At 74.8% G+C, this 24922-nt stretch carries 8 protein-coding genes; 2 read left to right on the top strand and 6 right to left on the bottom strand.

Annotated features, from left to right (window positions below; translation table 11 throughout):
• The first annotated feature begins 1 nt into the window (after position 1).
• Entirely contained in the window at positions 2 to 2095 is a 2094-nt protein-coding gene (locus V4F39_RS04415) for a TonB-dependent receptor (RefSeq protein WP_332288093.1), read from the top strand.
• Between the two features lie 8 nt (positions 2096 to 2103).
• Entirely contained in the window at positions 2104 to 2856 is a 753-nt protein-coding gene (locus tag V4F39_RS04410; RefSeq protein WP_332288092.1) for a 4'-phosphopantetheinyl transferase family protein, read from the top strand.
• On the opposite strand, the gene V4F39_RS04405 is transcribed toward V4F39_RS04410, so the two are convergent.
• The 6 genes from V4F39_RS04405 to V4F39_RS04380 form a co-directional block, all read right to left on the bottom strand.
• Entirely contained in the window at positions 2819 to 3568 is a 750-nt protein-coding gene (locus V4F39_RS04405; RefSeq protein ID WP_332288091.1) for a thioesterase II family protein, read from the bottom strand. The two genes, V4F39_RS04410 and V4F39_RS04405, sit on opposite strands and share 38 nt — an antisense overlap.
• Positions 3569 to 3632: 64 nt before the next feature.
• Positions 3633 to 4859: an MFS transporter gene (locus tag V4F39_RS04400; protein ID WP_332288090.1), complete on the bottom strand. Its 1227-nt coding sequence runs from the start codon at positions 4857 to 4859 to the stop codon at positions 3633 to 3635.
• A 41-nt stretch (positions 4860 to 4900) separates the two neighbouring features.
• The gene (locus V4F39_RS04395; protein ID WP_332288089.1) at positions 4901 to 5953 is read right to left on the bottom strand and encodes a hypothetical protein; all 1053 of its coding nucleotides are present in this window, start codon (positions 5951 to 5953) and stop codon (positions 4901 to 4903) included.
• Entirely contained in the window at positions 5950 to 9282 is a 3333-nt protein-coding gene (locus V4F39_RS04390) for an amino acid adenylation domain-containing protein (protein ID WP_332288088.1), read from the bottom strand. Before V4F39_RS04390 ends, V4F39_RS04395 begins: the two co-directional genes overlap by 4 nt.
• A 10-nt stretch (positions 9283 to 9292) precedes the next feature.
• Positions 9293 to 17383 (bottom strand): amino acid adenylation domain-containing protein, encoded by an 8091-nt coding sequence (locus V4F39_RS04385; protein ID WP_332288087.1) that lies wholly within the window; start codon positions 17381 to 17383, stop codon positions 9293 to 9295.
• Positions 17380 to 24876: an amino acid adenylation domain-containing protein gene (locus V4F39_RS04380; protein WP_332288086.1), complete on the bottom strand. Its 7497-nt coding sequence runs from the start codon at positions 24874 to 24876 to the stop codon at positions 17380 to 17382. Before V4F39_RS04380 ends, V4F39_RS04385 begins: the two co-directional genes overlap by 4 nt.
• Between the last annotated feature and the right edge of the window lie 46 nt (positions 24877 to 24922).

Raw genomic sequence — 24922 nt, 5'->3', positions numbered from 1 at the left:
CATGACCGCAGCTTCCAGAACCTCCCGGCGGCGACGCCACCCGCTCACGGCGCTGGCCGCCGCCTGCGCCTGCCTCGGCTTCGCACCGGCGGCATGGGCGCAGGCCGCGCCCGCCGCATCGGCCTCCGCCCCCGCCGCGGACAGCCCGTCGACCATCGTCATCACCGGCCAGAAGGTGCGCCGCACCAGCCAGGACACCTACACCAGCACCGGCGTCGTCAGCGGGCAGCAGCTCGAGGACCTGAACCTGCGCGACCTGCGCGATGCGCTCAAGCTGCAGGGCAACATCTACGTGGCGCCGTCGAACAACGGCAACAACGGCATATCGATCCGCGGCATCAACTCGGAGGGGCTGGGCGATCCGGGCGGCAACATGCGCCCGCTGACGACCCTGGTCATCGACGGCGCGGCGCAGTCCTTCGAAGGCGTGCGCCGGGGCCAGCGGGGCACCTGGGACGTTGAGCAGATCGAGGTGGCCCGCGGCCCGCAGTCCACGCTGCAGGGCCGCAACTCGCTGGCCGGCGCGGTGACGGTGAAGACCAACGACCCGACCGACTTCTGGGAAGGGGCGGCCCGGCTCAACGCGGGCGAGGGCGACCTGTTCGGCCGGGCGGCGATGCTGTCGGGCGCGTTGGGGCGGGACTGGTCGTTCCGCCTCGCGGCCGAGAGCGCCCGGGGCCACAAGGGCATCCGCTACACGCAGCCGATCGACGCCTTCCTCGACGACGACGAGTACCGCAACGTGCGCGCCAAGCTGCGCTGGCGTCCGCAGGCGCTGCGCGGCTTCGAGGCCAAGCTCACGCTGTCCGACACGATGGACGATCCGGCGGTGGCGGCGGTCAGCGCGCCGTACTTCGACCGCGTCTACGACAGCAGCTCCGGCACGGCCGAGGCGCGCCGCAACAAGGTGCGCAACCGGGTGCTGGAGTTGAGCTACGAGCTGCAGCCGGGCGTCACCGTCGCCAGCATCACCGCCCACGTCGACACCGATGCCCTGCTGACCGGGCTCGGCGCGATCCAGGGGCTGGCGTACGACCGCGACGAGGTGCGCGCCGACAGCGACACCACGCAGGAATTCCGCTACACCTACGCCCCGCCGGGCAGCGCGATCACCGGCGTGGCGGGCGTGTTTGTCGGCCGCTTCGGCAACACGCGGGACTCGTTGGTCACCGTCGGCGGCAATGCCCTCCAGGACCTGGACAGCCAGCGGCGCGACCGCAGCGCCGCCGTGTTCGGCGAGGCGACCTGGGCCTTCCATCCGCTGTGGAAGCTGACGCTCGGCGCCCGCTACGACCACGAACGCTCGACGCTGCGCTTCAACGACCGGCTCGCCGGCGAGGTCGAGCGCAGCCGCTTCAGCCACCATGCGTTCCTGCCGAAGGTGGCGCTGGCGCGTGAGCTGTCGCCCACCAGCAGCCTGGCCTTCACCGTCGCGACCGGTTACCGTGCCGGCTTCCGCGAAGAGGGGCGCGACATCGATCCCGAGTACCTCACCAGCTATGAAGTCGCCTACCGCTCCAGCTGGCTGGAGGGGCGCATGCTGCTGAACGCCAATGCCTTCCACTACGACTGGCGCGACCAGCAGCTGTCGGTGGCGCAGGGCTCGGCGGGGCTGATGACCACCGAGAACGTCGGGCGGTCGAGCGTCGACGGGGCGGAGCTGTCCCTGCTGTGGCGCCAGGGCCGGAGGCTGGACGTCGGCGGGTCCTTGGGCTTGACGCGGTCGAAGATCGAGGACGGCCGCATGACGGTGATCCAGCGCGACTTCTCCGGCAAGGAGTTTCCGGAGGCCCCGCGGCTGTCGGGCGGGCTGTGGGCGACGGCGCGCTTCGGCAGCGGCTGGTTCGTGTCGGCTGACCTGGCCGCCCGCAGCAAGGCCTGGGCGACCGGCGACCTGGACAACCAGAAGGACTTCCGCGTGCCGGGGCGCACGATACTCGGCCTGCGCGGCGGCTACGAGGGCGAGTGGACGTCGGTCGTGGTCTGGGTCGACAACCTGGCCGACAAGGAATACCTCACCGGCCGCGACACCCGGGGCGGCGCTTATGTCGGGGATCCCCGGCGTGTCGGCGTCACGCTGACGGCGCGCTTCTGAGGTCCGGCATGGGCGCACCGGCCGATCCGCTGCCGCCGCGCGACGTGCACCTCTGGTGGTGCCGCGCGGACGCGCCGCCGCCCGAGGTCCTTGCCCACCTGCAGCGCGAAGAGCACGCCCGCGCCGCGCGCTTCCACTTCGGCCGCGACCGCGACCGCCACCTCGCCACGCGCTGGCTGGTGCGCCGCGTGCTGTCGCACTACGCGCCGGGCGTTCCCCCGGCCGATTGGCGCTTCGCCGACAACACCTGGGGCCGGCCCGCCGTGGCCGCACCGGTGCCCGGGCTGCCGCTGCATTTCAACGTATCGCACAGCGCCGACGCCGTCCTGATGGTCGTCGCCCGCCACGAGGCCATCGGCGTCGATGTCGAAAGCCACCGGCCAGGCGATGCGGCCGGCATGGCCGAACTGGTCTTCTCGCCGGCCGAGCGTGCGTGGCTGAATGCCGCGCCGCCCGATGCCGAGGCCCGCGTCGACCGCTTCCTCGCGCTGTGGACGCTGAAGGAATCGTTCGTGAAGGCCTGCGGCCAGGGGCTGTCGATGCCGTTGCAGCGCTTCGGGGTGCTGCCGCAGCCCGACGGGGGCGTGCTGCTCCAGGCCCCGCCCGACATCGAGCCCCACCCCGGCGCCTGGCGCTTCTGGCGTGGTGCGCTGCGGCCGGGGCTGCCCTGGGCGGTGGCGGTGCGCGATCCGCATGCTTCGCTGCGGATCGCCGGCGAAGCGTTCAGCCCCGGCGCCACCATCCCGCCAGGGCCGGCATGAGCGCGACGAGCTGCGGGCGCGGCAGCATGTGCGGCGCCGGCAGTTCGTGCAGCCTGAAGGGCCCCCGCGTGCAGGCCGACCAGGGCGCGACGTCGTCGCGCGTCATCAGTGCGTCGTCGCTGCCGAAGACGGCATGCAGCGGGCCGTCCAGCGGCGCGGCGTCGGGGCCAGGCCGGTAGGTCTCGGCGATGCGCAGGTCGTTGCGCAGGATCGGCTCGAACAGGCTCATCGCATCGGCGTTGTCGAGCAGTTCACGCGGCGTACCGCCGATGTCGATCAGCGTCTGGCGGAACGCGGCCGCGGGCAGCGCATGCAGCGGTACTTCACGCGGCACCTGCGCCGACGGCGCACGTGCGGCGAGCGCGAAGAACACCTCCGGCTGGCGCAGCCCCCGGCGGCGCCAGCGCTGCACCAGCTCCCACGCGATCAGCGCGCCCATGCTGTAGCCGAGCAGCGCGTACGGCCGGTCGAGTGCAGGCGCGAGGGCCTCGGCCAGCGTGTCGGCCAGTGCCGCGATCGAGGCCGGCAGGGGCTGGCCGAACTGGTCCTCCCGCCCGGGCAGCGCGATGGGGCACACGTCGATGTCGGGCGGTGCCGCGTCCAGCCACGGGAAGAACAGGCTCGGGCCGGCGCCCGCGGGCGGCAGGCAGAAGAGCCGGTACGGGGCGGTCGCTGCCGGTCGGCCGGCACGGCGGATGGGAGACGGGGTCACGGGAACGTCCAGAAGCAGCAAGGGGTGTGGAGAGGGCCAGGCACCGCGGGCACCGGCCGCGGCATCAAGGTCCGCCGCCGTCGGCCTGCACCGGCCGCGGGGGTGAACGCTGCAGCAGCAGCGCGGCCAGCGCCAGCGCACTGAACGCCGCGCCGGCCTGGAACGTGGTGGCCGCGCCCAGCGCATCCCACAGCAGGCCGGCGATCACGCTGGCCAGCAGCAGCGCGAAGCCGCTCACGAGGTTGAAGAAGCCGAAGGCCGTGCCGCGCAGGTCGGCCGGCGCGCTGTCGGCCACCATCGTGGCCAGCAGGCCCTGCGTCATGCCCATGTGCACGCCCCACAGCGCCACGCCCACCAGCAGCACGCGCCAGTCGTCGCTGGAAGCCAGCACCAGGTCGGCCGCGATCAGCACCGCCAGCCCCCCCGCCAGCAGAGCGCGGTGGCTCATCCGATCGGCCAGCCTGCCGAAGGGGTAGGCGCACAGCGAATAAACCAGGTTCATCGCCACCATCACCAGCGGCACCAGCGCCAGCGCGATGCCGATCTGCTCGGCGCGCAGCACCAGGAAGGCCTCGGAGAAGCGTGCGAGCGTGAACACCGCGCCCACGCCGACCACCCACCAGTACGCCGCGGGCAGGCGGCGCAGGTTCTCGCGGCGGACGGGGTTGGTGCGCGGCTTGCCGGTATGGCTCGGCGGCGGCTCGTGCAGGCCGAAGGCCAGCAGCGCCACCGACAGCACGCCGGGAATCACCGCCACCCAGAAGATCGCGCGGAAGTCGTTGGCCCACAGCAGCATCAGCCCGACCGCGATCAGCGGCCCGGAGAAGGCACCGATGGTGTCGAGCGACTGGCGCAGCCCGTAGGCGGCCCCGCGCAGGTGCGGCGGCGTCACGTCGGCCACCAGCGCATCGCGGGGTGCACCCCGGATGCCCTTGCCGACGCGGTCGACGAAGCGCGCGGTGAACACCAGCCCCGCGCCGGGCGCCAGCGCGAAGAGCGGCTTGCTCAGTGCGCCGAGGCCATAGCCGATCACGGCCAGCAGCTTGCGCCTGCCGAGGTAGTCGCTCAGCACGCCGGAGAACACCTTGACGATCTGCGCGGTGGCCTCGGCCACGCCTTCGATGAGGCCGATCACCAGGGCGCTGGTGCCCAGGCCCGCGACGAGGAAGAGCGGCAGCAGGCTGTGGATCATCTCCGACGAGATGTCCATCAGCATGCTCACGCCGCCGAGCACCCACACCCCGGCAGGGATGCGGTTGCTCGGCTGGCCGGGGTGCGGTGGCGTCGTCATCGCGCTTCGGAAAGTCGTGGCGGGGCGGCCATTGTCGGCCGCTACCGTTCGAAGATGAACGCGAAGCGGCCGCGCAGGAAGCTGCGCACGGCGGCGTCGCTCATCTTCCAGAGCCTGGCGTCCAGCACGAAGTGCACCCAGGTCAGCAGGATGCCGCAGACGAAGAGCGCATGGTTGCCGCCGAAGCGGCTGAGCGCCCAGCCGCCCGCCAGCGCCGCCCCCACGAAGGCCGGCAGCACCGCCAGCGGGCGCGCCGCGCCGCGCGAGACGATGCCCACCATCAGCAGGTACTGGAAGCCGTGCGCCAGCGCATAGCTCCAGAACGCGTAGTCGAGGTTCTCCACCAGCAGCGCGGGCAGGAAGAAGCCGAACGACGCGGCGGAGAACACCGCCACCAGCGGCTGGCGGAACACCTCGCGGTGCCGCCAGGCCAGCCGGACCATCAGCACCGCGGCCACCGCATACGCCCACCAGGCCAGCGTGCGCCACAGCGGCGCCTGCTCGGCCAGCCACGCCGGCAGCGGCAGGGCCAGCCCGTCGGCCAGCAGCGCGGGGATGGTCGCGAGCCCGCCGGCCAGCGGCGGCACCAGCACGATCCTCACGGTGCCCGGCGGCAGCCGCGTGCCGGACGCTGCCGCGGCGAACGACATCAACCCGTAGTTCTGCTTCTGGTAGTGGTAGTAGAGCCAGACCAGGTGCACGAAGAAGATCGCCATCACCGCGTCGCCCAGCATCCCTGGCCCGCTGCCGAGCGCGCCGCCCGCCACCACGGCGACCACCGAGACGGCGATGGCCGCCAGCGGCAGCACGACGAAGCGCGGCTTCATCGGTGCCATCAGCCTGCGCGCATCGGCATCGGCGTAGAACGTGGCCGTGCTGCCCACGTGGCACACGCCGCCGATGAACACGGCCAGGCCAATCACGGTCGATTCGCGGAACGGCAGGTCGAGCAGCGCCACCAGCGGCAGCCCGGCCAGCGGCAGCAGGGTGGCGGCCAGCAGCGCGGCGAACCAGCGGCGGCGCTGCGCTGCGCGGCGCGGCACGGCGAGCGGGGCCGTGGCGACGCGGCCCGCGGGTCCACCGAGCGCACTCACAGTTCCACCTCTCTGTAGCCGCCGGCGGCGGCCGACGGCGCGCGAAGCGTGTCCACATGCACGGCCAGCGCGTGCAGCGTGGGGTGCTCGAACACCGCGGCCAGCGGCAGCTCGATGCCGAAGCGGCTGCGCACGCGGGCGGCGATGCGCATGGCCACCAGCGAATGCCCGCCCAGTTCGAAGAAGCTGTCCTGCAGCCCGGGGCCCTGGGATGCGGGCAGCTGCAGCGTCTCGCGCCAGATCTCGGCCAGGCCGCGTTCGGTGTCGGTGCGGGGCGCTTCGAAGGCCTGTTGCGGGGCCGCCGGCCGCGGCAACGCGCGGCGGTCGGGCTTGCCGTTCGGCGTGAGCGGCAGGCTGTCCAGCACCACGATGTGCGAAGGCACCATCGCGTCGGGCAGGCGCTCGCGCAGCGCGCGCTGCAGCGCGGCGCCGGCGTTCCCGGCCTCCGTCGCCGGCCCCTCGGCCACCACGTAGGCGGCGAGCACCGCGGCCTCGCCCTGCGCGGCCGGCCACAGCTTCACCGCGGCCTGCCGCACGCCGGCCAGGCCGAGCAGCGCGGCTTCGATCTCGCCCGCCTCCATGCGCACGCCGCGCAGCTTGAACTGGTCGTCGGCGCGGCCGAGGTAGTCGATCGCGCCATCGGGCCGCCAGCGCGCCAGGTCGCCGCTGTCGTACAGCAGGCCGCCGCCCGGCCCCTGGGCGAAGGGGTCGGGCACGAAGCGCTCGGCCGTCAGGGCCGGCCGGCGCCGGTAGCCGCGGGCCAGGCCCACGCCGCCGATGAAGAGCCGGCCGGGCACGCCCACGGGAACGGGGTGCCCGTCGGCATCGAGCAGCCGGACCTGCAGGCCGTCGATGGGCCGGCCGATCGGCACCGGCGCGCCGGCGGTCGCGGGCGTGCAGCGCCAGGCCGTCACGTCCACCGCCGCTTCGGTCGGGCCGTAGAGGTTGTGCAGCGCCGTGCCGGGCAGCCGCTCGAAGACCTGCTGCTGCAGCGGACCGGCCAGCGCCTCGCCGCTGCACACCACGTGGCGCAGGGTGGCGGCCCGCCGGCCCACCTCGGCGGCCTGGAGGAAGTCGGCCAGCATGGCCGGCACGAAGTGCGCCACGGTGATGCGCTCCTGCGCGATCAGCCCGGCCAGCGTGTCGCGGTCGCGGTGCACGCCGGGCGGCGCCAGCACCAGCGTCGCGCCTTCGAGCAGCGGCCACCACAGCTCCCACACCGAGACGTCGAAGCCCACCGGCGTCTTCTGCAGCACGCGGTCCTGCGGCGCCAGGCCGAGGTGCCGCTGCATCCAGGCGAGCCGGTTCGCGATGCCGGCATGGTGGTTGAGCACACCCTTGGGGCGGCCGGTGGAGCCGGAGGTGTAGATCAGGTAGGCGGCCTGGGCGGGGTGCGTGCTGCGTGGCGGCGGACCTGCATAGGCAAGTTCAGCCGCCTCGTCGAGGCCGTCGGCCGCGGCATCGGCACACGGCAGCCGCTGCGTGCCCTCGGGGCAGGCCGGCAGGCCCGCGCCGTCGGCACGGCCGTGCAGCAGCACGCGCGGGCGGGCGTCGTCCAGCATCGCGGCCAGGCGTGCCGCCGGCTGGTCGGTGTCGAGCGGCAGCCACGCGGCACCCGCCTTCTGCACCGCCAGCAGCGCGACCATCAGCTCGAACGAACGCTCGAAGTGCAGGGCGACGATGTCCTCCCTGCCCACGCCCGCCTCGCGCAGCTGCCAGGCCAAGCGGTTGGCGCAGCGGTCGAGCGCGGCGTAGCGCATCGTCCGGCCTTGGAAGCACAGCGCGACGGCTTCGGGCCGCTGCCGCGCCTGGTGCTCGAACCGGTCGGCGAGCGACGCAAAAGGCTGCCCGGCACCGAGCGCCGGCCCACCGTCGCCGAAGGCCGCGAGCTGCGCGGCTTCGTCGGCCGACAGCATCGCCAGCGTGCCCACCGCTGCATCGGGCTGGTCGACCAGCGCCATCACCAGGTGCTGCCAATGCGCCAGCAGCCGTTCGACGTCGGCCGCGTCGGCGCGGCGGGCGTCCCAGCGCGCGGCCAGCCGCAGCGTGTCGCCGTCGCTGGCCTGCAGCGTGAGGCCGTAGTGCGTGGCTTCCTCGATCGCCAGCGATGCCAGCCGGACGCCGTCCGGCCCTTCGGAAGGCGCCGCCGGCAGCGCGCCGCCCGCGGGGTAGTTCTCGATCACCAGCAGGCAGTCGAACAGCGGCGAGCCCGCGCCGCCGCCCGCCGCCAGCGACTGCAGCTCGCGCAGCGGCAAGTGCTCGTGCTCGGCGGCCGTGAAGCGCGACGCCTGCACCTGGGCCAGCCATGCGGCCACCGTCAACGCGGGCTGCACGCGCAGCCGCACCGGTGCGGTGTTGATGAAGAGGCCCACCATCTCCAGCGCGCCGGGCAGCTCGGCCGGGCGGCCGGCCACGGTGTGGCCGAACACCACGTCGGCGGCGCTGCCGGCCTTGGACTCGTCGGCCAATGCGCCCTGGCCGTAGCGCCGCAACAGCAGGCCCAGCGCGGCCTGCAGCAGCGTGGCCAGCGTCAGGCCCTGGCGCGACAGCGCGGCGCGCAGCCGCGCCTGCGCATCGGCCGGCAGCAGGCGCTCGGCCATCGCCGGGCGGGCGGCGCCGCCGCGCGGCGATGGCCGCAGCAGGGGCAGCGGCGCGGCGGCGGGCAGGCCTTGCAGTTCGCCGCGCCACCAGTCGAGCGAAGCCGCCTGGGCGCCCGAGCGCACGCGCTGCTGGTGCCACGCGACGAAGTCGGCATAGGGCCGCGGCGCGGGCGGCAGCGGCAGGCCGTGCAGCCGCGCGAACACCTCGCGCAGCACCAGGCTCGCCGACCAGCCGTCGAGCAGCAGGTGGTGGTGGCACCAGACGAGCTGGTGCCGGTCGGCACCCAGCGCCAGCAGCGCCAGGCGCATCAGCGGCGGCCGGTTCAGGTCGAACGGCTCCGCGCGCTGCGCGGCCAGCAGGGCCTGCAGCCGCGCCTGCTGGCCTACCGGGGGCAGGCCCGACACGTCGTGTGCCACCCAGGGCAGCTCGGCCGTGCGCCAGGTCACCTGGAAGGGCTGCTCGCGCTGCTCCCAGTGGAAGCTCGTGCGCAGCGCGGCGTGGCGGGCGACAGTGTCGGCCCAGGCCTGGCGCAGCCTCGCGGCATCGAGCGGGCCGCGCAGCGTGAGCACCACCTGCGGCACGTAGGCGCCGCCGGCCGGGGCCAGCAGGCTGTGGAACAGCAGGCCCTGCTGCATCGGCACCAGCGGCATCAAGTTCTCGACCTGGCGGCGGTCGAACGCGGCGGCAGGGGTCGCCGGGGGCGTCGCGGTGAATGAGGTGGCGGTCATCGCGGGGTCGTCACAGGGTGTCGAGCAGGTCGTCGAGCGCGTCGGCGCTCAGGTCCATCAACGGGAAGTCGGCGGGCACGTGGCTGCCGTCTGTGCGGTCTGACAGGCTGTGCGCCACCAGCGCGGCGAGCGCGTCGCGCCACGCGGCCATCAGCGCTTCGATGCGCTCGGGCCGGTGCAGCGCGCGGCTGTAGCCGCCGTGCAGCTGCAGCCGGCCGCGGGCCACCAGTGCGTTGAAGTCGAGCAGCACCTCGCGTTCGTCGTCGGGGTGGCGCGCGGCGCCGGTGCGCTCGTCGGCCGGCGCGAAGGGCGGGTTTTCCGCGCGAGAGAACAGGCCGTCGCTCTGGCCGAGGTAGTTGAAGCGCAGGCCGGGCGCGACCTGCAGCGCCTGCGCGTCGTCGCCGCCGGCCTGGCGCAGCACGCTCCAGCCCAGGCCGTGCTGCGGCACGGCGCGCAGTGCGGCCTTCACCTGCTTCAGCGCATGGTCGAGGCCCGTGCCGTCGTCGGCGGCCGCGCCGATGTCCAGGCGCAGCGGATGCAGCGCGGTGAACCAGCCCACGGTGCGGCCGAGGTCGAGCGGCGCCGAGTCCAGCTCGCCGCGGCCATGGCCTTCGAGCATCAACCGCCGCGGGCCCGGGCCCATCTGCTGCCGCACCGCGAGCAGCAGCGCCGCGAGCAGCAGTTCCTCCGGCCGCAACCGCGCCGCGGCGGGCACGGCTTCCAACCACTGGCGCGTGAGCGCTTCGTCGAGCGTGACGGTGACGGTCGCGTGATCGCGCATGCGGTTGCTGCCGCCGGCGTGGTCGATCGGCCAGGGTTCGGCTTCGGCCCGCGCCTGCGTGTGCCAATAGGCCCGCTCCGCGTCGAAGCGGCCGGGCTGGTGCAGCGCCTGTGCCCAGTCCGCGGCCGGGCTGGTGCGCGGCAGCGCGGTGGGCGCTGGCATGGGGGCATCGGTGCCGGGCCGCAGCAGGGCCTGCAGGTCACCCAGCAGGATGCGCCACGACACGCCGTCTACCAGCAGGTGGTGCGCGACGAACAGCAGCCGGTGCTCGCTGCCGCCGGGGTGGTCGACCTGCATCGCGACGATGCGCCAGAGCGGGCCGCGGGCCAGGTCGAGGCTGGCTTGCGCGGCCTGTGCCAGCGCTTCGATCTCGGCACGGGCCGCGGCGGCGTCGGCCACGCGGCGGTGCAGGTGCAGCAGCGGCGACCGTCCGAAGCGCGATTCCGCATCGCGGGCCGGGGCCGGCTGAGGCGCGTCTGGCTCGGCGTGGCCATCCGCGTCGGTGCGTGCATCGCGATCCGTGTCGCTGCGTGTTTCGTTGCCTGCATCGGCCTGAGCGTCGACAGCGTCGAAGGTCTGCCGCCAGCCGTCGGGCGCGCGCTCGAAACGTGCACGCAGCACGTCGTGGTGCGCGGCCAGCGCGGCGGTGGCCTGCGCCAGCCGCCTCGCCTCGATGGGCGCGGGCAGACGCAGCATCACCGATTGGTTCCAGTGCGCGGGGTATTCGAGGCCCAGCTCGAAGAACCAGGCCTGCGCGGGCGTCAGCGGCTGCAGGCCGGTGGCCGGTCCGCGCGGTGCGGTGGCCGTTGTGCCTTCGGCCTGCCGCGCCTCGGCCTGCGCCGCGAGCGCGGAGAGCTGCGGATGCAGGAACACGTCGCGCGGCGCCAGCGGCAGGTTGGCCTCGCGGGCACGGGCGACGAGCTGGATCGCGAGGATCGAATCGCCGCCGCTTTCGAAGAAGTGTGCATCGCGCCCGGCCGGCGCGCGGCCCAGCACGCCGGCCCACACGGTGGCGAGGCGGCGCTCGGCGTCGGTGCCGGGCGCGTCGGCCGGCGTTGCATCAGAGCCTGGCGCGGTGGCTTCGGCGCCGGCGTTCGCTGCAGCCAGGGGATCCGGCAGCGCCTGCCGGTCGAGCTTGCCGTTCGGCAGCACGGGCAGCGCCGCCAGCGGGACGATGGCGGACGGCACCATGAACTCGGGCAGCCGCTCGCGCAGCTGGCGCCGCAGCACGCCGGGCAACGCGGCCCTGTCGGACGGCGATGCGCCGTCGGCGGCGACCACGTAGGCCACCAGCCGCTGGTGGCCGCGCGCGTCGCGGTGCGCGGTGGCCACCGCCTGCCGCACGCCGGGGTGGGCGCACAGCGCGGCCTCCACCTCGCCCAGCTCGATGCGGAAGCCGCGGATCTTCACCTGCTGGTCGATGCGGCCAAGGTAGTCGAGCACGCCGTCGGGCCGCTGGCGCACGCGGTCGCCGGTGCGGTAGAGCGTGGCGGTGCGCGGCGGCGCCGCCGCAGCGGTGAACGGGTCGGGCACGAAGCGTTCAGCCGTCAGCGCGGGCCGCTGCCAGTAGCCGCGCGCCACGCCTTCGCCGCCCAGGTACAGCTCGCCGGGCATGCCGATGGGCACCGGCTGCATCGTGTCGTCCAGCACCCAGGCCTGGCTGTTGGCGATGGGCGCACCGATCGGCGTGACCGGCCCGGTGATCTCGCGCGGCAGCCGCATGCCGGTGGAATAGGTGGTGTCTTCCGACGGGCCGTAGAGGTTGTAGACGCCCTCGACACCCGGCTGCGCGTAGAGCGCACCCACCAGCGCCGGCGGAATCGGCTCGCCCGCCAGGTTGACGGTGTGGATGCCCGCGGGCAGCGTACCCAGGCGCAGCAGCTCGGCACAGGCGGTGGGCACGGTGTTGATCAGCGTCACGCGGGCCGCGGCCGGCAGCGTGGGCAGTGCCAGCACGTCGTCGGCCAGGATCACGCAGCCCCCGCCGGCCAGCGGCACGAAGAGTTCGTAGACCGAGAGGTCGAAGCACACCGAGGTGGCGGCCAGCACGCCGGCGAGCTGCGCGGGGCTGAAGGTGGCCAGCGCCCAGTGCACCATCGCCACGGCCTGCCGGTGTTCGATCGCCACGCCCTTGGGGCGGCCGGTGGAGCCGGAGGTGTAGATCAGGTAGGCCAAGTGGTCGGGCCGCGGGCCGGCACTTGCATAGGCAAGCGGGGCGGCGTCGGCCGCTACCGTGGAAAACGCAGACGGATCGAGCACCGCCACACCGGCGTCGAGCCCCGCGATGCCATGGCCGGCCGGTGCGAGCAGCACACGCAGCTGCGCGTCGGCGGCGATGAAGGCGATGCGCTCGGCCGGGTAGGACGGATCCAGCGGCACGTAGGCCGCGCCGGCCTGCAGCACCGCCAGGAGCGAGACGACGAGCTCCGTGCGCCGCGGCAGGCACACGCCCACGCGCTGCTCGGGGCCGGCGCCCAGCGCGCGCAGCCGCGCGGCCATCGTGGTGCTGCGGGCCACCAGTTCGCGGTAGCTCAGCGTCTGGTCGCCGCAGGTCAGCGCGGGCGCGTCGGGCGTGCGGACGGCCTGCGCCAGCACCAGCGCCGGCAGCGTGGCGCCGCGGTTGTGCGGGCGTGCGGTGGCGGCGTTCCACGCTTCGATCTGCAGGCGCTGCCGGCGCGGCAGCATCGGCAGCGTGGCCAGCGGCTGCCGCGGCGCGCGGGCGATCTGCCGCAGCAGTTCGCCGAAGGCCTCGGCCATCGCGGCCATGCTGCCGGGCAGGAAGAGGTCGGTCCGGTATTCGAGCCGGCCCGCCAGGCCGGCCGCGCCGTCGGCTTGGTCGGCCAGCGCCAGCGTGAGGTCGAAGCGCGTCACGCCCAGGTCGACGGGCTGCGGCGTCCACGGCCGGCGCGGGGTGCCGGCCGGCGCGGCGGGCTGCCACAGCAGCATGGCCTGGAACACCGGCGCGTGCCGCCAATGGCGCGGCACGTCGAGCGCTTCCACCACCTGCTCGAACGGCACCTGCTGGTGCGCGAAGCCGTCGAGCACCGTCTGCCGGACGCGCGCGATCAGTTCGCCGAAGTGCGTGCAACCGTCGAGCCGGGTGCGCAGCGCCAGCGTGTTGGCGAAAAGGCCGATCACCTCGTCCAGCCGGGGGTCGGGCCGGTGGCCCACCGGGGTGCCCACCACCACGTCGGTGCTGCCGGCGTAGCGCGACAGCAGCAGCTTGAACGCGGCCAGCAGCAGCATGTAGAGCGTGGCGCCTTCGGCCCGTGCCAGGGCCTGCAGCGCGTCGCGCGTGGCGGGGTCGATCTCGAAGCGGAGGCTCGCGCCGTCCAGGCGCTGCCGCGCGGGCCGCGCGAAGTCGGTCGGCAGGTCGAGCAGGGCCGGCGCGCCGGCCAGGTGCGTGCGCCACCAGCCGAGCGCGTCGGCGTGGTCCTGCGCGCGCTGCCAGGCGGCGAAGTCGGCGTACTGCAGTGGCAACGGCGGCGGCAGCGGCGCCACCGTGCCGGCGTCGTCGGCCAGTGCCTGCACCAGCAGCCCCAGCGACCAGGCATCGCCCAGGATGTGGTGCATCACCACCAGCACGCGGTGGCCTTCGGTGCCGTCCACTTCGTCGCGCACGGCGGCCACGCGCCACAGCGGAGCGCTCGCCAGGTCGAACGGCCGGCGGGCCTCGGCCGCGATCAGCTCGTCCACGGTCTGGCCCGGGGCGGGTGCCAGCAGCTCGACGTGCACATCGACCCGCGGCTCGATCACCAGCCGGGCCTGCCCGTCCTGCGCCGGGAAGCGGCTGCGCAGGTTGTCGTGGCGCTGCGCGAGCGCGGCCAGCCGCGCGTCGAGCACGCTGCGCGGCAGCGGCCCCGGCAGGTGCACCGCGGCGGCGATGTTGTAGAAGGGGTTGCCGGGCTCCAGCTGCGCCATCACCCACAGGCGCTGCTGCGCGGGCGAGAGCGGGGGCGCGGCGTCGGCGGGCAGCGGCGTGATCACGGTAGGTTGCGATGCGGCTGCCGTTGTCTGGACAGGTGCCGTGCCGGCAAGGGGGCCCGCGTCGGCAGCGATGGCTGCGTCGATCCGCCCGGCCAGGCCCGCGAGTGTCGGCCGCTCGAACAACGCGCGCAGCGGGAGGTGGCAACCGAAGGCATCGGGCAGCCGCGCCATCAGGCGCGCGGCCAGCAGCGAGTGGCCGCCGAGCGCGAAGAAGTCGGCATCGCGGTCGTGCACCGGACGGCCGAGCAGCGCGGCCCACACCTCGGCCAGCCGCCGCTCGGTGAGGCCCTCGGGCCGCCGCACGGCGACGACGGCGGGCGCTGCGGGGCCGGCATCGGGCGCCGGCAGGGCCTTGCGGTCGATCTTGCCGTTGGCCGACAGCGGGAAGGCGGGCAGCAGCACCCATGCTGCCGGCAGCATGTAGCCGGGCAGCCGTGGCGCGAGGTGGGCGCGCAGCGTGGCGGCGTCGACGTGCGGCGCAGCGGGGTCGGTGGCGGTCCGCGCCACCACGTAGGCGGTCAGCAGCGGCTCACCCTGCGCCGGCCCGTGCAGCAGCACCAGCGCCTGCGCCACCTGCGGGTGGGCGCAGAGCGCGGCCTCGATCTCGCCGGGCTCGATGCGGAAACCGCGCAGCTTGATCTGGTGGTCGGTGCGGCCGAGGAAATCGAAGAGCCCATCGGCACGGCGGCGCACCCGGTCGCCGGTGCGGTAGAGGAGCGGGCCCGGGGACGTGCCGTTTGCCACGGCGGGCACGAAGCGCTCGCGCGTCAGGGCCGGCTGGCGCCAGTAGCCCGGGCTCAGGCCCAGGCCGCCGATGGCCAGTTCGCCGGCCAGGCCGGGCGGCAGCGGGCGGCCTGCGTCATCGAGCACGTCGAGCGTGGTGTTGGCGATGGCGCCGCCGATGGGCACCGTGCCACCGGCCAGCAGCGCGGGCGACAGGCGCAGCGCTGCCGACCAGATGGTGGTCTCGGTCGGGCCGTAGACGTTCCACAGCGTGCCGCCGGTGGCGAGCAGGCGCTGCGCGAGCGCGGCGTCGAGTGCTTCGCCGCCGCACAGCATCGTGAGGCCCGGGCGGCCGGCCCAGCCGGCTTCGAGCAGCAGCCGCCAGCCGGCCGGCGTGGCCTGCAGGTGCGTGGCCTCTTCCGCATCGAGCAGCCGGCCCAGCGCCGCGCCGTCGGCCGCGGTGTCGCGGTCGGCGATGACGACGCGGGCGCCGGCCGCCAGCGGCAGCAGCAGCTCCAGCGCGGCGATGTCGAAGGAGATCGTCGTCACGGCCACGAGCGTGTCGCCGGCCGCGATGCCCGGCACCTCGGCCATCGCGCACAGCAGGTTCAGCAGGCTGCGCTGCGTGATCGGCACGCCCTTGGGTTGGCCGGTAGTGCCGCTGGTGAAGATGAGGTAGGCGAGGGTGTCGGGCGGCTGGGCCGGTGCGGCCGGCGCCGTGTTTTCTTCCGCGGGCGAGGCCGCGTCGTCTTGCCTGGACAGGTCGATCAGCCGGAAGCCCAGCGCGGACGCCAGCGAGGCTTCGGGTGCCGACACCAGCACGCAGGCGGCGCCGGCCGCGTCGAGCAGCCCGGCCAGGCGTGCGGGCGGCTGCTGCGGATCGAGCGGCACATAGGCCACGCCGCGCGACAGGCAGGCCAGTAGTGCCGCAGGCAGGTCAGCGCCGCGCGGCAGCGCGATGCCGGCGATGTCACCGCGGCGCAGGCCTTCGGCGTCGAGGCGCGCGGCGATGGTCGCCACGCGGCGGGCCAGCGCGGCGTAGTCCCAGGTGCGGCCGCCGGCTGTCACCGCAAGCGCATCGGGCCGCGCTTGCACCTGCTGCAGGAAGAGGCCGAAAACGTCGGTGTCGGGCAACGCGCGCTCGGTGGCGTTCCACGCCGCGATGCTGCGGCGCGCGTCGTCGTCCATCAAGTCGAGCGCGGCCAGCGGCACCTGCGGCTGCGCCACGGCGGCCGCCAGCAGCGTGCGGTACTGGCGCGCCATGCGCTCGATGGTGGCGGCATCGAACAGGTCGGCGTCGTACTCCCAGGCCGTGTGCAGCGCGCCGCCCGTGTCGTTGACGTCCAGCGCCAGGTCGAAGCGCGTGGTGCCCGCGTCGGCGGCCAGCGCGGCGATGCGCAGGCCCGGCAGCTGCACCGGCGCGCCGTCGCCTTCGTGCAGCACGAAGCTCACCTGGAACAGCGGATGGCGATCGAGCCGGCGCTCGGTGCGCAGCGCGTCCACCACCTGCTCGAACGGCAGCGTCTGGTGCGCGAGCGCGCCCAGCACCGTCTGCCGCACATCGGCCACCAGCGCGGCGAAGGGCGCCTTGGGCTCGATCCGCGTGCGCAGCACCAGGTTGTTGACGAAGAGGCCGACCAGCGGGCGCGTCTCGGGCCGTTCGCGCTGCGACACCAGCGTGCCCACCCACACGTCGTGCTGGCCGCTGCAGCGCGCCAGCAGCGCCTGCAGGCCGGCCAGCATCGTGGCGAAGAGGCTGGCCTGCGATTGCCGCGCGAAGCCGCGCAGGGCGTCGCTCAGCCCGGCCGGCAACGTGAAGGTGAAGCGGGCACCGCGGCCGCGCTGCACGGGCGGCCGGGGCCGGTCGGTGGGCAGGGGCAGGTCGGGCGGCGCATCGGCGAGCTGCCGCAGCCACCATTCGCGCTCGTCGGCCATGGCCTGCTCGCGGGCCGATTGCCAGGCGGCGTAGTCGGTGTACTGCAGCGTGAGCGGCGGCAGCGGCAGCGCGGCATAGAGCGCCGCGATGTCGCGCAGCAGGATGCGCAGCGAGGCGTGGTCGGCCACCAGGTGGTGCACGCACAGCAGCAGCACGTGGCGCTGAGGCGCGGCCTGCAGCAGCCGGGCGCGCAGCAGCGGGCCGTGGCGCAGGTCGAAGTGCGGCGTGACGAGGGCGCGCAGCGCGGCTTGCGCTTCCGCCTGTTGATCGGCGGATAGCGGCGCGCCAGCGGCGTCTCGGGCGTCGTCACCGAAAGCGTCCATGCGCTCGGCGGCCAGCCCGAGCGGGGCCGCCGGCGCGATCTGCATCCACGGCTCGCCGGCCTCGTCGACGAAGCGGGCGCGCAGCACGTCGTGGCGCGCGAGGGCGCCGTCGAGCGCACGGGCGAGGACATGGCCATCGAGCGGCCCGTCGAGCTGCAGCGCGGCGGGGATGTGGTACGCCGCCAGGCCCGGCGAGAGCTGCTCGATGAACCACAGCCGGCGCTGCGCCGCGGTGAGCGGGTGGCGCACCGCGGCCGCGGCCTGCTGCTGCTTCTTCGCCAGCAGTTCGGCCAGCAGGCGGCGCTTGTCGGCGGCGGACAGCGCGGGCGAGGGCGGCAGCACGGCGCTCATCGGCCGGCCTCCTCGGCCAGCAGTTGGGCCAGCATCGCGTCCACCTCGTCGTCGGCCAGCGCCGCCACGTCGGGCACGGCCGCCGGTGCCGATGCGGCCTGCAGCGGCGCGGCTTCGGCCGGGGCGCCGGCCCGCGCGGCGAGTCGGCCGTCGATCAACGCGGCCTGCGCGGCCGGCGTCAGCGCGCCCAGCAGGTCACCCAGCGTGAGCGGCAGCGCGAAGGCCTGCTGCAGCCGGGTGAGCAGCTGCAGCGCCGCGAGCGACTGGCCGCCGAGCGCGAAGAAGTCGTCGTCCATGCCGACGGCCTCGACCTGCAGCGTCTGCTGCCAGGCCTCGGCCACGCGGTGTTCGGTCCCGGTGGCGGCGGCGCGCCAGGCGGCCCGCTCGGCCCCCGGCGCCGGCAGTGCCTGGCGGTCGAGCTTGCCGTTGGGCGTCAGCGGCAGGGACGGCAGCACGACGAAGCGCGACGGCAGCATGTAGGCGGGCAGCCGCTCGGCGAGCCACGCTTGCAGGCCCTCGACAGCGGCCGGTGCGGCCACCGGCGGTTCCGCCGCCTGCCAACGCAACGCCCACGCGGGCTCGATCGCGCCGCCCATCAGCGCATACACCGGCTGCTGGCCGGGCTGCAAGGCCAGGGCCTGCCGCAGTGCGGCGGGGTCGGTGCCGCCCAGCGCGCACAGCCCCAGTGGCAGCGTGCCCGCGGGCACGTCGCCGGCCGCGGCAGCCGCGGCGCGTGCCATCAGCACCTGCCCGACGTGGCCGGCCTCGATCAACGCGAAATCCCGCGCCCGCTCTCCATAGGCCGCTTCGACCGCGTCGAGCTGAGCCACCAGGAACAGGCCGAACGCCCGGCCTTCGGCCAGCGCGCGGTTCTTGCCGTACAGCGCGTCGATGGCGGCCGCGTCCAGCGGCGGCAGGCCGGTGGCGCGGTGCAGCCGGTGCTCGGCGGGGTGGTAGGCGTACCACCCGGCGGCCAGCCCGTCGACGCGGCCGGGCTGCACCTGCAGCCAGGCCTGCAGCGGGTAGAGGTGGCCGGCGGAGGGGTAGTCGAACTTGGGCAGCGGCGCGCCGGGCAGCGTGTGGGCACGCAGGCCGGCCAGCACCTCGGCCAGCGTGGCCAGCGCGAGCGGTGCATCGGCGAAGCGGCGGTGGCTCTGGCGCGGCAGCGTGGGGCCGGCGGTCGCGGCCAGCGGCAGGTCGACCACCTCGTCGCCCGCCACCGGCGCCCGCCAGCCCGGCGCGCTGCCGGGCAGCGCGGCGCGGCGCGCCAGGCGGTCGAGCAGGCCGCCGCCTTCGGCATCGTGCAGGCGCGGCACCACATAGGCCGTCAACGCGGGCGGCGTGCCGCCGGCGGCCACGGCCGCGCCGGCGAGGGCCGGGTGGCGCTGCAGTGCGGCTTCGATCTCGCCGAGTTCGATGCGGTAGCCGTTGACCTTGACCTGGTGGTCTTCGCGGCCGAGGAACTCGATCCAGCCTTCCGGGCGCAGCACGCCCAGGTCGCCGGTGCGGTAGAGCACGGCGCCGGCCGCGTCGCCCGGCACGGCGAAAGGGTTGGGCACGAAGCGTTCGGCCGTCAGCGCAGGCCGGCCCCAGTAGCCGCGTGCCACGCCGATGCCGGCGATGTAGAGCTCGCCGGGCACCGAGGGCGGGCAGGGCCGAAGGTCGTCGTCCAGCACGTACCAGGGCTGGCCCGCGAGCGGCCGGCCGTAGGGCACGCTGCGCCACGATGCGTCGATGCCGTCCACTGGGTGCTCGATCGACCAGATCGACGCTTCCGTGGCACCGCCCAGGCTGAAGAGCCGCGCCTGCGGGCAGGCCGCGGCCAGGCGCGGCGGCAGCGCGAGCGGGATCCAGTCGCCGCTCAGCATCGCCAGCCGCAGCGGCAGCGCGGCGCCGCCGCCGGCCGGCAGCGCGTCGAGCAGCAGTTGCAGCAGCGCGGGCACGGTGTTCCAGACCGTCACGCGGTCGGCGGCCAGCCGTGCGGGCCAGCGCGCCGGCTGCTGCAAGTCGTCGGGCGCGGGCAGCACCAGCGCACCACCGGCGGCCAGCGGGCCGAAGATGTCCCACACCGAGAGGTCGAAGTTCAGCGCCGACAGGCCGAACACGCGGTCGCCCGGGCCAATGCCGTGGCGGTGGTTGATGTCGCGCACGGTGTTGACGGCACCGCGGTGGTCGATCATCACGCCCTTGGGCGCGCCGGTGGAGCCGGAGGTGTAGATCACATAGGCCAGGTCGGTGCCGGCCTGGCGGGCGGGCGGCAGCGGCGGCGCCTCGGTACGTGCGGGGCCGGCGGGTGCGGCGATCGCCAGCGTGGAAGTGGTCCAGTCGCCCGGCGCAGCGGCATCGGCTGCGGCCACCAGCACCACACGTGCGCGCGCATCGGCGACGAGTTGCGCGCGCCGAGCGGCCGGCAGGCCGGGGTCGATCGGCACGTAAGCCGCGCCCGCGGCCAGCACCCCCAGCACCGCGACCACCTGCGCCCAGCCCTTGGCGCAGCCGATGGCGACCAGCTCGTTGGGCTGCACGCCGGCTTCGGCCAGGCGCGCGGCCACCGCCAGCGCTTCGTGTGCGAGCGCGGCATGGGTCAGCGTGCGGTCGGCGGTGATGACGGCCGGCGACAGCGGATGGTGTTGCGCGGCGCGGAAGCACAGCAGGTGCAGCAGCGTGGCGTCGGTAGCGGACTGCAGCGCCTGCATGGGCAGCGCAGACGCATCGGCGTTGTATGCCGCCCAGGCCGCCATGCGCCGCGCAGCGGGGGCCGCGTCGCGCGCGGTCCACGCCGCTTCGCCGGCCGGCGACGGGTCGGCCAGCAGCGCCAGCAGCTCGGCGTGCTCCTGCACCAAGCCTTCCAGCAGGCCGGCCGGGAACAGCGCGTCGATCGCGTCCCAGTTCACCTGCAGCGCACCCTGCAGCTCCGACACCTGGTGGTCGAGCAGCACCTGCGAGGTCTGGCTCACGCCGTACACCACCTCCGTGGCCCAGGGCCGGGCGCCGGCCGGCGGCTGCGCATGGCCGAGCGTGCTGGTGAAGACGACCGGGAACAGCGCCTGCCCGCCGCGCTGCTGGCGCTGCGCCAACGCGCGCTGCACGCGCACGCCGCTGACGCTGCGGTGCTCCAGGTCCTGCCACAGGCGGGCCTGCAGCCGCTGCGCCGCGGCGATGAACGATTCGCCCGGCCGCGGCTCGCAGGCCAGCAGCAGCGATGCGGTGAAGTCGCCGACGATGCGGTCGATGTCCGCATGCAGCCGCGGGCGGTTGAAGAGCGTGAGGTTGAGCGTGAAGCGCGGCCGGCGCGCATGGGCGGCCAGGCTGCGCGCGAAGGCGGCCAGCAGCACGGCCGACGGCGTGAGGCCGGCCGTTTGCGCACGGGCCTTCACGCGCTGCCAGGCCGGCGCGTCCAGCGTGGCCGAGCGGCGCACGAAGCGCGAGGCCGATTCGGCCGGCGCCTGCACGCGCGGCAGCTCGGGGGCCGGCGGCAACTCGTCGATGCGCGATAGCCACCACGCCCAGTCGGCCTGGCCGGCGGGCGACGCGGCGTGCGCGGCTTCTGCCAGCACGCAGTCGCGAAAGCCCAGCGCCAGCGGCGGCAGCGTGCCGCTCACCAGCAGCGCGGCCAGCTCGCGGCCCAGCAGCTGGAAGCTGAAGGCATCGCCGATCAGCACGTCGAAGCTCAGGTGGTAGCGCCAGCGATCAGGTGTGCCTTCGGCCACCGGCAGCCGAGAGGCCTCGATCTGGAACAGCGGCCATTGCGACGGCTCGAAGCGCTGGTGGCTCAGGCGCTCGCGGGTGCGCAGCAGCGCCTCTCCGCAGGCTTCGGCGTCGAGCCCGGCCAGGTCGTGCTGCGTGAGCTGGATGCGCGGCACCTCGGGCAGCACGCGCTGGCGGCCATCGCCGGTGACGACGGCGCGCAGCATGCCGTGGCGCTGCACCAGCGTGTCGAGCGCGGCGGCTACGTCAGCCGGCTGCAGGCCCGTCGCTTCGATCTCGCGGTAGCCATGGGTGCTGACCTGGCCCAGCTCGAACGCGGCGTGGCGGCCGAGCAGGTAGGCCTGCTGGATGTCGGTGAGCGGGAAGGGTTCGTGCCGCGCCGCGTCGTCCGGCACGATGGCCGGGCGTGGGGCCTCGGCGGGCAAGTCGCCGCCCGCGGGGCCGTCGGCCCGGTGCATCTTGTCGAGCCGTGCCGCGAGCTGCGCCACGGTGGGCGCCTGGAACAGCGCCTGCAGCGGCAGCACCCGGCCCCAGTGCTGCTCGATGCGCGCGGCGATCTCGATGGCCAGCAGCGAATGGCCGCCCAGCGCGAAGAAGTTGTCGTGGACGCCGACCGGCTGCGCATCGCTGCGCTTCAGCGCCTGCTGCCAGATGGCGGCCAGGTGCGTTTCCGTGTCGTTGCGCGGTGCCACCGGGGCGGCGGACGCGGCGGCGTCTTCCAGCGGCAGCGCGGCCAGCGCGGCGCGGTCGATCTTGCCGTTGGGCAGCCGCGGCAGCGCGGCCAGCAGTTGCAGGTGCCCGGGCACCAGGTGCGAAGGCAGGCGTTGCTGCAAGTAGTCGCGCAGCACGTCGGCGGTGGTCGCGCCTTCGACGTGAGCGACCAGGCGGCGCTGGCCGTCCGGGCCGTGCGGTGCCTGCACTGCTGCATCGCGGACGTCAGGGTGTTCGCGCAGCGCGTGCTCGATCTCGCCCGTCTCGATGCGGAAGCCGCGGATCTTGACCTGGTGGTCGAGCCGGCCGAAGAACTCGAGCTGGCCGTCGGGCAGGCAGCGCACGCGGTCGCCGGTGCGGTAGAGCCAGGCACCGTCTTCCGGTGCGAACGGGTTCGGCACGAAGCGCTCGGCCGTCAGCGCCGGGCGGCCCAGGTAGCCGCGCGCCAGGCCTTGCCCGCCCAGCAGCAGCTCGCCCGCCACGCCGTGCGGCACCGGCTCGCCATAGGCATCGACCACGTAGGCCTGCGAGCCCGGCAGCGGCCGGCCGATGGGCACGCGACGCACGGGTTCGGCGCCTTCGGGGTCGGCGCCCTGCAGGCCAGGGAAGCAGGCCTCGGTGGAGTAGGTGGTGTCTTCCGACGGGCCGTAGAGGTTGTAGACGGCCTCCACCTGGGGCAACCGGCGGAGCCGCTCCACCAACCCCGGCGGCAGCGGCTCGCCGGCCAGCCCGATGAGCCGCACCGACGGCGGCAGGCCGTGCGTGTCGAGCAGCTGCTGCAGCAGGCTGGGCACGGTGTTGACGAAGCGCACCTCGCCGGCCGCGGGCAGGCGCGGCAGGGCCAGCACGTTCTCGGCCATCACCACGCAGCCGCCCCAGGCCAGCGGCGCGAAGAGTTCGAACACCGAGAGGTCGAAGCACACCGACGTGGAAGCCAGCATTGAGGCCAGGCCTTCGGTACCGAAGCGCTCGCGTGCCCAGTGCATCAGCACCACCGCGCTGCGGTGCTCGATGGCCACGCCCTTGGGCCGGCCGGTGGAGCCGGAGGTGTAGATCAGGTAGGCGAGCCGGCCGGGCTCTGCGTGGCGCGGGGCGGGTGCGCCGGGCGCGGCGGGCGCCGCATCGCCCAGCGGGCCGACCGCGATCTGCCGCAGCGTGGCGGCGCGTGCCAGCGGCGGCGGCGGGGCCAGCGCGTCGACCAGCACGATGCCGATACCGGCGTCTTCGACGATGAAGTCGAGCCGCGCGGCCGGGTACTCAGGATCGAGCGGCACGTAGGCCGCGCCGCTGCGCAGCACGCCGAGCAGCGCGGCCAGCAGGCGGGCCGAGCGCGGCATGCACACGCCCACGGGCTCCCCGGGCGCCACGCCGGCACGGCCGATCGCGGCGGCCAGCCGGTCGGCGGCGGCGGTGAGCTGCGCGTAGGTCCAGCGTTCGGTGCCGTCGACCACCGCCACCGCGCCGGGCGTGCGCGCGGCCTGCGCGAAGACCATCGCGTCGAGCGTCGCCGCGTCGCCTGCCGCCGGCGGCAACGGCGGGGTTCGGCCCATCGCCAGCACCGCGGCGCGTTCCGCCGGATCGAGCAGGGGCAGCGTGCCGATGGGCGCCTCGGGTGCGGCCAGGATGCCGCCCAGCAGCACCTCGAACTGCCGCGCCATGCGGGCGATGGTGGCCGGCTCGAACAGGTCGCTGCGGTACTCGATCTGCCCGCGCAGGCCCTCGGGCGCATCGACGAGGTTGAAGCGCAGTTCGTACTTGGTGCGGTGCTCGGGCAGCGGCTCACGCGTGAGCGTCATGCCGCCCATCGCGAGGTCCTGCGGTGCAGCCGGCTGCAGGTCGAACTTGGCCTGGAACAGCGGCATCATCTGGTCGAGGTGGCGCTCGGGGTTGAGCAGCTCCACCAGCTTCTCGAACGGCAGCGCCTGGTGCGCCATCGCGTCGAGCAAGTTGCGCCGCACGTGGGCCAGCACCTCGTCGAAGCGGGGGTGGCCGGCGGTGCCCGCCGTGCCGATGCGCGTGCGCAGCACCAGCGTGTTGACCAGCAGGCCGATCAACGGCTCGGTGCCGGGCTGCTCCCGGTTGGCCACCTCGGTGCCGACGATGACGTCGTCGCCGCCCGTCAACCGGTGCAGCCACACCTGGAAGGCGGCCAGCAGCAGCATGAAGAGCGTGACCTGACGGCGCTGCGCGAGCGCCTTCAGGGCCGTGCCCAGCGCCGGCGGCAGCACGAGGGGATGCTGCGCGCCGCGGTCGGTGGCGACCGGCGGGCGCGGGTGGTCCAGCGGCAGGTCGAGCAGCGGCAGTTCGCCGCCGAGCTGGCCGCGCCACCAGGCTTCGTGACGCGCCAGTTCGGGGCCGGCGAGCTGCGCATGCTGCCAGGCCGCCCAGTCGGCGTACTGGATCGCCAGCGGCGGCAGCGGCGCGGCGCCTTCGCCGGCCACGAACGCGGTGTAGCCGGCGCGCAGCTCGCGCAGGAACACGGCGACCGACCAGCGGTCGCTCGCGATGTGGTGCGTGACGAGCAGCAGCCGATGGTCACCGGGGCCGTGGCGCAGCAGCGCCAGCCGCAGCGGCGGCTCGGCCAGGTCGAACGGCGCAGCCGCGAGCTTGTCTATCCAAGCCTGGGCGGCGGCCTCGTCGGCGCCCACCTCGTGCACGGCGAGCAGCGCTGCCGCATCGGGCGGCGTGGGCCGCACGTCCTGCACCGGCACGCCGCCCTCCCGCGCCGGGTACGCCGTGCGCAGCACCTCGTGGCGATCGACCACCGCGTGCAGCGCGCGCGCGAGCGCCGGCACGTCGAGCGGGCCGGCCAGCCGCAGCACGCTGGCCACGTTGTAGGCGCTGCTGTGCGGCGCCAGCCGCTGCAGGAACCACAGCCGCTGCTGCGCGAACGACAGCGGCGCCGGCCCCGCGCCCGCGTCGCGCCGCTTCGGCGCCGCGGCCTGCGGTGCCGGCGGCGGCGCCACCAGCCCTTGCGCGGCGAGCCGGCGCTCGAACAGCGTCCGCTGCTCGGGCGACAGGCGTTCGAGTTCGCGCAGCAGCGCATCGGGCAGGCGGGGCGAGGTCACGGACATGGGAGGACTTCCGGGAAAGGTCGCTTCGGCGGCGTTGTGGTGGTGT

It is taken from the genome of Aquincola agrisoli (assembly GCF_036621135.1).
GTDB lineage: Bacteria > Pseudomonadota > Gammaproteobacteria > Burkholderiales > Burkholderiaceae_C > Aquincola > Aquincola agrisoli.
The sequence above is the reverse complement of the archived record's forward strand: the minus strand, read 5'-3'. Positions and strand labels throughout refer to the sequence as shown.

Excerpts from the sequence above, each read along its gene's own strand:
- V4F39_RS04410 (WP_332288092.1), top strand. The coding sequence starts at position 2,104 with ATGGGCGCACCGGCCGATCCGCTGCCGCCGCGCGACGTGCACCTCTGG.
- V4F39_RS04390 (WP_332288088.1), bottom strand. The coding sequence starts at position 9,282 with ATGACCGCCACCTCATTCACCGCGACGCCCCCGGCGACCCCTGCCGCC.
- V4F39_RS04415 (WP_332288093.1), top strand. The coding sequence starts at position 2 with ATGACCGCAGCTTCCAGAACCTCCCGGCGGCGACGCCACCCGCTCACG.
- V4F39_RS04385 (WP_332288087.1), bottom strand. The coding sequence starts at position 17,383 with ATGAGCGCCGTGCTGCCGCCCTCGCCCGCGCTGTCCGCCGCCGACAAG.
- V4F39_RS04380 (WP_332288086.1), bottom strand. The coding sequence starts at position 24,876 with ATGTCCGTGACCTCGCCCCGCCTGCCCGATGCGCTGCTGCGCGAACTC.
- V4F39_RS04400 (WP_332288090.1), bottom strand. The coding sequence starts at position 4,859 with ATGACGACGCCACCGCACCCCGGCCAGCCGAGCAACCGCATCCCTGCC.